General features: G+C 36.9%; 11 protein-coding genes. All 11 read right to left on the bottom strand.

Annotation, left to right across the window (positions count from 1 at the left end; all coding sequences use genetic code 11):
- Window positions 1-7: 7 nt before the first annotated feature.
- Complete coding sequence (locus tag CD118_RS09340; RefSeq protein ID WP_050331202.1) at window positions 8-769, bottom strand: undecaprenyl pyrophosphate synthase; 762 nt, start codon at window positions 767-769, stop codon at window positions 8-10.
- A gap of 330 nt (window positions 770-1,099) precedes the next feature.
- Window positions 1,100-1,654, bottom strand: coding sequence for a ribosome recycling factor (gene frr / locus CD118_RS09335; protein WP_016424913.1), 555 nt, complete (start codon window positions 1,652-1,654; stop codon window positions 1,100-1,102).
- Between the two features lie 17 nt (window positions 1,655-1,671).
- Complete coding sequence (pyrH, locus tag CD118_RS09330; RefSeq protein ID WP_016424912.1) at window positions 1,672-2,394, bottom strand: UMP kinase; 723 nt, start codon at window positions 2,392-2,394, stop codon at window positions 1,672-1,674.
- 150 nt (window positions 2,395-2,544) lie between these two features.
- On the bottom strand, window positions 2,545-3,423 hold the full coding sequence (tsf, locus tag CD118_RS09325; protein ID WP_050332198.1) for a translation elongation factor Ts: 879 nt from the start codon (window positions 3,421-3,423) through the stop codon (window positions 2,545-2,547).
- A gap of 223 nt (window positions 3,424-3,646) precedes the next feature.
- Window positions 3,647-4,444 (bottom strand): 30S ribosomal protein S2, encoded by a 798-nt coding sequence (gene rpsB / locus CD118_RS09320; protein ID WP_016424910.1) that lies wholly within the window; start codon window positions 4,442-4,444, stop codon window positions 3,647-3,649.
- A 164-nt stretch (window positions 4,445-4,608) separates the two neighbouring features.
- The gene (gene codY, locus CD118_RS09315; RefSeq protein WP_050331206.1) at window positions 4,609-5,382 is read right to left on the bottom strand and encodes a GTP-sensing pleiotropic transcriptional regulator CodY; all 774 of its coding nucleotides are present in this window, start codon (window positions 5,380-5,382) and stop codon (window positions 4,609-4,611) included.
- A gap of 19 nt (window positions 5,383-5,401) precedes the next feature.
- Window positions 5,402-6,811: an ATP-dependent protease ATPase subunit HslU gene (hslU, locus tag CD118_RS09310; RefSeq protein ID WP_050332199.1), complete on the bottom strand. Its 1,410-nt coding sequence runs from the start codon at window positions 6,809-6,811 to the stop codon at window positions 5,402-5,404.
- A 15-nt stretch (window positions 6,812-6,826) separates the two neighbouring features.
- On the bottom strand, window positions 6,827-7,369 hold the full coding sequence (gene hslV / locus CD118_RS09305) for an ATP-dependent protease subunit HslV (RefSeq protein ID WP_050345736.1): 543 nt from the start codon (window positions 7,367-7,369) through the stop codon (window positions 6,827-6,829).
- A 6-nt stretch (window positions 7,370-7,375) separates the two neighbouring features.
- Complete coding sequence (gene xerC / locus CD118_RS09300) at window positions 7,376-8,266, bottom strand: tyrosine recombinase XerC (RefSeq protein WP_050331210.1); 891 nt, start codon at window positions 8,264-8,266, stop codon at window positions 7,376-7,378.
- A gap of 117 nt (window positions 8,267-8,383) precedes the next feature.
- Complete coding sequence (gene trmFO, locus CD118_RS09295) at window positions 8,384-9,688, bottom strand: FADH(2)-oxidizing methylenetetrahydrofolate--tRNA-(uracil(54)-C(5))-methyltransferase TrmFO (RefSeq protein ID WP_425353205.1); 1,305 nt, start codon at window positions 9,686-9,688, stop codon at window positions 8,384-8,386.
- Window positions 9,689-9,712: 24 nt separating this feature from the next.
- A partial coding sequence (topA, locus tag CD118_RS09290) for a type I DNA topoisomerase (protein ID WP_103356613.1) occupies window positions 9,713-11,773 on the bottom strand: 2,061 nt, incomplete at its 5' end.

The raw sequence follows: 11,773 nt of genomic DNA, 5'->3' as shown, positions 1-11,773 counted from the left end.
CTCCTATCTACAATCCTCCAAATCGTCTTTGGCGTGATTGATATGTTTTTATACATGCTCTTAATTCTGCCTCATCGAAGTCAGGCCACAATTTAGAATTAAATATAAACTCACTATAAGATAATTGCCAAATCAAAAAGTTGCTTATACGTTGTTCACCTGAAGTCCGTATTAATAATTCTGGATCTGGGTAATCGTGTGTCATTAAATATTTTTGGAAATGCTGCTCAGTAAGTGCATCGATATCATCATCTGAAGCGTGTCGCATCTCTTTCATCATATTCTGGATACCATTGATAATTTCAGCTCGACCCCCATAATTGATTGCAAATATTAATGTCAATCCAGTGTTGTCAGCTGTTTTATTTTTAGCCTCATCTATGGCTTGAATTGTTTTTTCGGGTAAATCATTTATAAAACCAATCGTTTCAACACGTACGTTTTTTTCAATCAATTCGGGTAAAAATGTATTTAAGAAGTTAACAGGTAATCCCATGATATAGTTAACCTCTTCATCAGGACGTGACCAATTCTCAGTTGAAAATGCATAAAGTGTTAAATATTTAACATTCAAATCACTAGCTGCTCGCGTAATGGTTTTAATCGTCTGCATTCCCTGATAGTGACCTTTAATTCGTGGCATTTTTCGTTGCTTTGCCCAACGACCATTGCCATCCATAATAATCGCTATATGTTCAGGTATATTATGTAAATCGATTTGATCGACATGTTTTTGACTGTCGATTTTCTTCTTAAATTTCTTAAACATGCGCGTTCCTCCGAGCCTATTCCGTCTCTTAAAATATTATAATCTCTTTAGCGTACAATTATCTACCATTTTATCACACTCAATCAGCGCATTGAATAAACAAAGAAAAAAACTGTACCAAAGTCGTATTCGGTACAGCTCAGTGAGAAGGCAAACCATTTCTACAATTTTACTATGAAATTAGGGTAAGGAATCACGATATGATAAGAAATAAAACTTATAATATTGATTTTAATTTATCAATATAGCGCCTCTTGTAAATAAAGAAAAGCGTCAATTTCACCCTATTCATTTGATTGATTCTTGTCTACTCGTTGGTAAGTGTAAAACTTAAACTGACATAATATCTTTTTCTTTATCAGCAACTAACTGATCGATATCTTTAATTGATGAATCAGTTATTTTTTGAACTTCATCAGAACCATTTCGTAATTCATCTTCAGAAATTTCGCCATCTTTTTGTTGTCTTTTTAGATGATCGTTTGCATCACGACGAATATTACGAACTGATACTTTTGCGTTTTCACCTGTTTTCTTTACATCTTTAACCAGTTCTTTACGACGTTCTTCAGTGAGTGCAGGCACCATAATACGAATCACTTCTCCGTCACTCGTTGGATTAACACCTAAGTTTGCGGCAATAATGGCCTTTTCAATGTCACCAATAGATGTTTTATCGTATGGTGAAACAACAAGAAGACGTGCTTCAGGTACATTAATACTTGCCAATTGTTGGACAGGTGTTGGTGCACCATAGTAGTCCGCTTCAACGCCAGCTAATAAGTTAGAGTTTGCGCGTCCTGCATTAATTTGTGCCAATTCACGAGATAAATTCTCAATTGATTTTTTCATACGACTTTTAGCATCTTGAATAGTTTCTTTCATTTTTTTGCACCTCTATATTATTTTGTAATAATTGTCCCTATATCTTCACCTTGGACAGCACGTTTAATATTACCTTCTTCCATGATAGAGAACACTTTTAAAGGTATATTGTTGTCCATACAGAATGAAGAGGCTGTTGAATCCATGACTTGTAAACCTTCTTGTAACAATTGAATGTATGTTAAACGCTCATATTTTTTAGCATTCGGGTCTACTTTTGGATCTGCTGAATAAACACCATCAACATTATTTTTGCCCATTAAGATGACGTCTGCTTCAACTTCAGCAGCACGTAATGCAGCTGTTGTATCTGTTGAGAAGTATGGGTTACCGATACCCGCTGCAAAAATAACAACGCGTTTTTTCTCTAAATGACGAATCGCACGACGACGAATATAAGGTTCTGCAACTTGCTTCATTTCTATAGATGTAAGGACACGTGTATCACAATCAAGTTGTTCTAAGCTGTCTTGTAATGCAAGTGCATTCATCACTGTCGCGAGCATACCCATATAATCAGCAGTTCCTCGATCCATGCCTAAGTCACTACCAGTTTTGCCACGCCAAATGTTACCGCCACCCACGATGACAGCAACTTCTGTATCCATTTTTGCGACTTCTGCTACTTGTTGTGCAATGCTTTTAATAATCATTGGATTAATTCCAAATCCTTTGTCCCCTGCTAATGCTTCTCCACTCAGTTTCAAAACTACTCGCTTATATTTTGAAGTTTCAGTCATTATTTTAACCTCTCTATTCGTAATATGTAAAACAATACAAGTAAAGAAGACACAATAAGCATCACCCTTCTACACGGCTTCAATCTTGCATTGAAGTCCTGCAGAGGAGGACACGAAAGGTGTCTTCTTTCTTATACAAAACCGTGTCGATTATTTCATTTGTCCTTTTACTTCATCAGCAAAGTTTTCTTCACGTTTTTCTAAACCTTCACCAACTTCGTAACGAACGAAGTCTACTAATTGACCACCTTTTGATTTAAGGAATTGTTCAACTGTTTGGTCAGGGTCTTTAACGAAGTTTTGGTTAACAGCACAAATTTCTTGAAGATATTTGCGTAAACGACCTTCAACCATTTTTTCAACGATGTTTTCTGGTTTACCTTCATTTAATGCTTGTTGTTTTAATACTTCTCTTTCATGGTTGATTTCTTCTTCACTTACTTGGTCAGATGAAACGTATTTAGGGTTGATTGCAGCGATGTGCATTGCAACGTCTTTTGCTGCTTCTTCGTCAGTTGAACCTTCAACAACTGCAAGAACACCAATACGTCCGCCCATGTGTAAGTATGCACCGAATGCATCACTGTCTGATTTAGATTTGATTTCGAAACGGCGTAAGCTTAATTTTTCACCAATTGTTGAAATCGCTTCAGTCATATGTTCAGAAACTGTTTTACCGTTTGGTAACGTTGTTTCATTTAAAGCTTCAACTGAATCCGCTTTTGTTTCAAGAATTTGGTTAGCAATTTCTTTTACAAGTTGTTGGAAGCCTTCGTTACGTGCAACAAAGTCTGTTTCTGAGTTGATTTCTACGATAACTGCATCGTTACCTTTTACTTCAACATGCGTAATACCTTCTGCTGCAATACGGTCTGCTTTTTTAGCTGCTTTAGCAATACCTTTTTCACGTAAGTAGTCAATGGCTTTATCAATGTCCCCATCAGTTGCTTCTAATGCTTTTTTACAATCCATCATACCTGCGCCAGTTCTTTCACGTAATTCTTTAACAAGTTTAGCTGAAATTGCCATTCATGATTCCTCCAATATTCAATCAATATTTATTTTAAAAAAAGGGGCTGGGACATATTCACGTCTCAACCCAATGAAAATACTCAAAATGATAAAGTGGCAGTAGATGACGCGTTTGATTCTACACTTTAAATCAAGCTTTTCTCAATCCAAGTCATCTTTGCCATTAGTGGGTCGATGAAAACAAATAAGTTTCTATCCCACACCCATTTCAAGATGCGACTTAGTTAGATTCAACAGATGTTTCAGTTGTTTCTACTGCTTCAGCTGATTCGTTGTCTGCTTTTTCATCTTCAGTTAAGTCGATGTTTTGTTCAGCAGCTACTTCATCGTTTGATACACCTTGTTGTCCTTCTAAAATTGCGTCTGCCATTTTACCAGTTAATAATTTAACCGCACGAATTGCGTCGTCATTCGCTGGGATTACGTAATCAATTTCATCCGGATCACAGTTTGTATCAACGATACCAACGATAGGAATGTTTAATTTACGTGCTTCTGCAATTGCGTTGCGCTCTTTGCGTGGGTCAACGACAAATAATGCTTGTGGCATTGATTTCATATCACGAATACCGCCTAAGAATTTAATTAAACGGTCATATTCTTTTTTAAGTTCTACAACTTCTTTTTTAGGAAGAACATCAAATGTTCCATCTTCTTCCATTTTTTCAATTTCAGAAATACGTTGTACACGTTTAGAGATTGTTTTATAGTTTGTTAAAATACCACCTAACCATCTTTGGTTAACATAGAAGTGGCCAGCGCGTTCTGCTTCAGCTTTCACTGATTCTTGCGCTTGTTTTTTAGTACCTACGAATAAGACTTTACCGCCTTCTTCAGATACTTGTTTAATAAAGTTGTATGCTTCTTCAACTTTTTTCACTGTTTTTTGTAAGTCGATAATGTAGATACCGTTTCTTTCAGTGAAGATGTACTTTTTCATTTTTGGGTTCCAACGGCGTGTTTGATGACCGAAGTGAACACCAGCTTCTAGTAATTGTTTCATAGAAATTACTGCCATAATATAAATTCCTCCTATTGGTTTACATCCGCCACGAACACTCATATAAAAACGATGAAATTCATCGCACCCTTTTATACTTCGGTGTTGCGTGTGTGTTTTGACTTTTATAGCCGCTAATTAATATATCATAACATGCGCGAGTTTGCAACAACGCAATCCAATTATTCTGCACGTGTTAATTCGTCTAAGAATGCTTCTTTCTTGACTTTAATAAAAGTCCCTTTCATACCTAAAGAACGTGATTCAATAACGCCGGCACTTTCAAGTTTTCTTAAAGCGTTAACGATAACCGAACGTGTAATGCCTACGCGGTCTGCAACTTTTGAGGCAATTAAGAGACCTTCTTTGCCACCGAGTTCTTCAAATATATGATCAATCGCTTCTTTTTCCGAGTAAGATAAAGAGTTAATTGCCATTGAGATTGCTGCTTTATCACGAGCTACAGATTCAATCTCTGAATGTTTTTCACGTAATATTTCCATACCAATTACTGTTGCAGCGTATTCACCAAGGACAAGGTCGTTTTCACCGAAATCATCTGCAACTCTGCCTAGCACAAGTGTAGCTAAGCGTTCGCCTCCACCAATAATTGGGAAAATTGTTGTTCTTGAATTTTTGAATAAATCTTCATTTTCTGGTGGGAATACTGATAAGTCACTATCAATTGTAATATTTGATGACGTTTCGTATACGTGCATTAATTTTTCTGTGTAAGCCTCTGGAATATGACGGTCCTCTAACATTTGAATAATACGTTCATTTTTAAGTAATTCATTCAAGCAAGATCCCAAAATTTTACCACGGCGAGAAACAATGAATACATTTGTAACTGTAACTTTACTCACCGTTTGTGCAACATCTTTGAAGTCGACAGAGATACCTTTATGTTTTTGTAACAAACTACTTAATTCTCTCGTTTTCGATAATAAGCTCATGTCATTTCTCCTTTTTTTCTTATAAAATAAATTCGCTTAAATCTTTGTTCGTTGAAATTGTTTTTAATTTATCGTCTACATATTGTGGCGTAATATCCACTTGAGCGTGTGGCATATGTGGCGCTTCGAATGACAAGTCTTCTAACATTTTTTCTAAGATTGTATGCAGTCTACGGGCACCGATATTATCCGTTTCTTGATTGACATGGTATGCCATCTCTGCAAGTCTGTATATCGCTTCATCTGTGAAATTCACTGTCACTTCTTCCGTTTGCAATAGCAATTCATACTGTTTAATCAGAGATAATTTTGGTTCTTTTAAAATTCTTACAAAATCATCTACAGTGAGATCTTTTAATTCCACACGAATTGGGAATCGGCCTTGAAGTTCTGGAATTAAATCGCTTGGTTTAGAAACATGAAACGCACCCGCGCCGATAAAGAGCATATGTTCCGTACTCACAGTACCATATTTTGTTCTTACAACGCTACCCTCAAGGATAGGTAAAATATCACGTTGCACACCTTGTCGAGAAACATCTTGACCACTGTTTTGGCTTGTCGTAGCAACTTTATCAATTTCATCTATAAAGATAATACCCATTTGCTCCGCAAGTTCAAGCGCTTCTTGGTTTGCCGTCTCATGGTCAATCATTTCATCAGCAAATTGATCAATAAGAATTTTACGTGCTGTTTTAACAGGTACTTCTTTTTCAACTTTTTTCTTAGGCATTAATTGGCTCATCATTTCTTGCATCTGTTCGTTTTGCTGTGTACCTAACATACCTAAAGCACCCGGATCTTGTTCTACTTTAACACGTACTTTTTCTTCTTCTAGTTTTCCGTTAAGGAGTTGGACTTTAATTTCAGAACGTTTTGTTTTGATTTCCTCTGTTGGCGGTTCTTCTTCCTCTTCTTCATTTTGCTGTCCAAAGTTTGGAATCGCACCACCAAATAAAGATTCTAAAGGATTATTTGTGTTTTTGCTGGCTTTTTTCTTAAGACTAGGTACAAGGAGTTTAACGAGCTTTTCGTTAGCTTTTGCCGTTGCTGCTTCAACAACATTTGCTTTTTTCTCATCTTTAACTAATCTTACCGAAACATCGACTAAGTCACGTACCATACTCTCAACATCTCTACCAACGTAGCCTACTTCAGTAAACTTGGTCGCTTCAACTTTTAAAAATGGTGCGCCGACAATTTTAGCCATACGACGGGCAATTTCAGTTTTACCCACACCTGTTGGTCCCATCATCAATATATTTTTAGGGGCAATTTCTTGTTTAACTTCATCATCAAGCAAACTACGACGGTAACGATTTCTAAGGGCAATGGCTACCTTTTTCTTCGCTTCATCTTGCCCAACGATATATTCATTGAGTTTATCTACGATGTCTTTAGGTGTATATTTAATCGCATTGTTCTCCATGCTTTAAACCCTCCATTATAATTCTTCTACAGTGATGTGATCATTAGTGAACACGCAAATTTCAGAAGCCACTTTAAGACTTTCATAGGCCATTTCTCGTGCACTCATATGTGATGCGTGTCTTTTTAGTGCACGTCCGGCGCTCAAAGCAAAATTACCACCCGATCCGATTGCAATTAAATCATCATCCGGTGCAATTACTTCACCTGTCCCACTAACGACTAAAATATTATCTTTGTTCATGACAATTAACATCGCTTCAAGTTGGCGGAGTTGTTTATCGCCTCGCCACTCTTTTGCGAGTTCTACAGCAGCTCTTTCCAAATTACCACTATATTGTTGTAATTTTCCTTCAAACTTTTCAAACAATGTGAATGCGTCCGATACACTACCTGCAAAACCAGCAACGACGCGGTTATTATACAATTTACGAACTTTTTTAGCAGTTTGTTTCATAATGACTTGTTCACCTAAAGTGACTTGACCATCTCCGGCCATTGCTGCTTCACCATTATGTCTTACTGCGTATATCGTTGTCGCATGAATTGATGAACTCATGTTAAATTACTCTCCTTTTCTCGCACGTGGATGTGCCTTTAAATAAACATTTCTCAACTGTCGATTTGTTACATGTGTATATCGGCCTGTCGTAGATAAATTAACATGTCCCAGTAAGCTTTGAACAGTTCTAAGGTCTGCACCTTCATTTAACATATGTGTTGCAAATGTATGTCTCAACTTATGTGGATGAATCGCAGTTACACCAGCAGTCCGTTTGACGATATCATTTAAAACATAGCGCACACCTCTTTCGGTAATCGGTTGACCTTTTAAGTTAGTAATCAGATAGTCGTGCTGAACATCTTGAATAGGCTTAAACTGATTTAAATATTCTTCAAGACTCTGTCGACAAAACTCGCCGAAAGGTACAATCCGTTCTTTTCCACCTTTACCCAATACTTTTACCCAACACATTTCTAAATCAACATCTGAAACTTTTAAAGACACCAATTCCGAAACCCGAATCCCCGTCGCATAAAGCAGCTCGAGAATCACACGATCTCTGAGATCTTTTTGGTCCCCCTTACTTACAGTTTGAAATAGCGCTTCCATTTCTTCTGTATAAAAAAACGTAGGTAAATAACGCTCTTTTTTGGGATGAACTAATTGGACAAATGGATTCACTACATCTTGCTCTTGTGTCATCCAAAAAGCATAAAAACTACGCAATGTAGAAATTTTTCTTGATACTGTTGTACGTTGTAAACCTAAATCATAAAGTGTGTGTAAATAGTTTCTTGCGTCACTATATTTGAAATCTCTCAATCCTAATTGTTCTCGATCAAGAAAATGATTAAATTGGTCTAAATCGTCGTGATAAGCTTTTAACGTATGTGATGAGAAAAAACGTTCTCTTTTTAATGTATCTAAAAATTGTTCTTGGATTTGTTTCAAAGCAAAAACCCCTCCATCATTAGCATTGTAGCATAATGATAAGGGGAACTGCATTGATTATACATTGAATTTTTGTATTTATCAAAATTTTACTTATTTTGCCATTTTTTAGACCATTTATAATGTCTCTTTAAAATGGTTCAGTTGCGTCAATGCACGGTGTGCTAGTGTTTCATAGCGCTCTTTCTTATCTTTTATCCGTTCTTCCAAAGCAGGTACTAATCCGAAGTTTGCATTCATCGGTTGAAAGTTCTTGTTGTTCGTTGCATGTGAAATATAATAAGCCATACTTCCTATCATTGTTTCACGAGGGAAAATGACATCTGCTTTATTAAGCATACGGTGTGCTAAATTGATGCCTGCAACCAATCCACTGGCAGCACTTTCTACGTACCCTTCAACACCTGTCATCTGTCCAGCAAAAAATAAGTTCTCGCGGTCTTTAAAAGCATATGTTTCATTTAAAACTTCAGGTGAATTAATAAACGTATTGCGGTGCATGACACCGTATCTCACAATATCTACATTTTCCAATCCAGGAATAAGACGAATCACTTCTTTTTGAGCGCCCCATTTTAATCTCGTTTGGAATCCTACAATATTATAAAGCGTACCTGCTGCATCATCTTGACGTAGTTGAACGACGGCGTAAGGACGTTCCCCTGTTTTCGGATCCTCTAATCCAACTGGCTTCATCGGCCCAAATAACAACGTTTTCGGACCTCTACCCGCCATGACTTCAAAAGGCATACATCCTTCAAAATACTTTTCTTTTTCAAAATCGTTCATCGTGGCCACTTCTGCTTCAAGTGCCGCCTCATAAAAACGATTAAACTCCTCTTCAGTCATCGGACAATTCAAGTAAGCTGCTTCGCCTTTATCATAACGTGATTTAAGGTACACTTTATCCATATCAATTGAATCTTTTTCAATAATTGGTGCCGCAGCATCATAAAAGTATAACTGATCTTTACCAGTTAATGCGACAATTTCTTTTGCCAAAGGTTCAGTTGTCAATGGCCCTGTTGCAATAATTGTAGGTCCTTCTGGGATAGAAGTGATTTCTTCATTTTTAACTGTAACATTGGGATGGTTTTTTAATGTTTCAGTAATGTAACCTGCAAAGTCATGTCTATCAACAGCTAAAGCGCCACCCGCAGGCACACGTGCTTTATCCGCTGCCTCAATAATTAATGAATTTAATTGTCTCATTTCTTCTTTTAATACACCGACCGCATTCGTTAATGCATTACCACGTAATGAATTAGAACATACCAATTCGGCAAATTTGTCTGTATGATGCGCTGGTGTTTGTTTTACAGGACGCATTTCATATAAATTCACTTTAATCCCGCGTTCTGCAAGTTGAAATGCTGCTTCAGACCCTGCTAAACCAGCGCCAATAATATTAACAGATGTCATTATTATTTTCCTCTCTTTAAAACATTATTTTTGAACTTCTTCTTTATAATCACAGTTCGAACAAACGACTTGCGTTGTACGTCCTTTTTTGTGTTCAGCAAGGTAATGGTTACATTTCGGACAATCTCTGCCGATAGGTTTATCCCACGAGATAAAATCACATTCTGGATAATTTGAACAACCATAAAAGACACGGTTTTTCTTAGATTTACGTTCGACGACATCACCTGTTTTACACTTAGGACACTTAACACCAATCGGTTTCGTAATGGCTTTTGTATTTCGACAATCTGGGAAATTTGAACATGCCATAAACTTACCATAACGCCCCATTTTAATTACCATCGGGCTACCGCAGACTTCACAATCTTCACCGGCAGGCTCATCTTTAATTTCAATTTTTTCCATTTCTTCTTCTGCGCGTGCAACATCTTGTTTAAAGCTGTTGTAAAAATCGCCGACAACCTTTTTCCAAGCAATATCGCCTTCAGCAATTTTATCGAGTAACGTTTCCATATTTACTGTGAATTCCACATCAATGATTTCAGGAAAGTACTCTTTCACTTGTTCATGCACAATCTCACCCAGTTCAGTTGGCACGAAGCGTTTACTTTCATTTTTAACATAATTCCTTTTTTGAATGGTGTCAATTGTAGGAGCATAAGTTGATGGACGCCCAATTTTTAATTCTTCTAACGTTTTAACAAGACGTGCTTCAGTATATCGTGGTGGGGGTTGAGTAAAATGTTGAGCTGGGTCTATTTTAGTAGCAATAACTTCATTACCTACTTCTAATTTCGGTAAGCGGTTTTCTTTTTCTTTACCTTTATCATCATTTGTTTCCACATATAACGTCATAAAGCCTTTAAATTTAATTGTTTGGCCATTCGCTCTAAACTTAATATCGTTTTGTGTCAAATCAACAGAAACAGTATCTAAAATCGCAGGTGCCATTTGACTTGCTACAAATCTTTCCCAAATTAGTTTGTATAAGCGATATTGATCCCGAGTTAAGAAATCTTTCATCTCAGTAGGTGTTCGAAGTGTGCTCGTTGGACGAATCGCTTCATGGGCATCCTGATCTCCTTGTTTTCCTTTTTGTGTTGATTTTGATAAATAATCAGCGCCATATTGAGACTCGATATATTGTTTTGCTTCATTTTGTGCATCTTTAGAAATACGTGTAGAGTCTGTTCTCATATAAGTAATCAGACCTATTGTACCTTTTCTTTTTAAGTCGATTCCTTCATATAATTGTTGTGCAATCATCATGGTTTTACGCGCTTTGAAGTTCAACTTACGTGCAGCTTCTTGTTGTAAGGTTGACGTCGTAAAAGGATATGCAGGCCGACGCGTTTTTTCTTTCGTCGAAACATTTGAAACGGTAAAACGGTCCCCATCCAATGCTTTAGTGATCACAGCGACATCATCTTTATTCGTTAATTTATAAGGTTTACCTTTATAATGTAGAAACTTGGCATTAAATTTTGATTTTCCATAACGAAACTCGCCTTCAATTGACCAATATTCTTCAGGCTTAAAATTACGAATCTCATTTTCACGATCAATGATGAGGCGTAATGCAACGGATTGCACACGTCCAGCTGATAACCCTTTTTTTACCTTTTTCCATAAAACTGGTGAAATATTATAACCCACTAAACGGTCCAAAATACGGCGCGCTTGTTGCGCATCCACAAGATCCATTTCAATGCCGCGTGGATGTTTGAAACTTTCTTTCACAGCATCTTTAGTGATTTCATTAAATACAACTCGATTCTCTTTACTACCTTCTAACTCAAGTATATTTGCTAAGTGCCATGCAATTGCTTCACCTTCGCGGTCGGGGTCACTCGCGAGAAAAACTTTTTTAGCTTTTTTCGCATGTCGCTTCAAATCTTTTACGACAGGTCCCTTTCCTCTTATAGTGATATACTTAGGCTCATAATTGTCCTCAACATCCACACCCATTTGGCTACGTGGTAAGTCTCTTACGTGACCCATAGATGCAATGACTTTATACTTCTTACCTAAATATTTCTCTATCGTTTTCGCTTTTGCAGGCGATTCAACTATGACAAGATT

It is taken from the genome of Staphylococcus coagulans, from assembly GCF_002901995.1.
GTDB lineage: Bacteria > Bacillota > Bacilli > Staphylococcales > Staphylococcaceae > Staphylococcus > Staphylococcus coagulans.
Note: the sequence above shows the minus strand (reverse complement) of the source record. Positions and strands in the feature narration are given on the sequence as shown.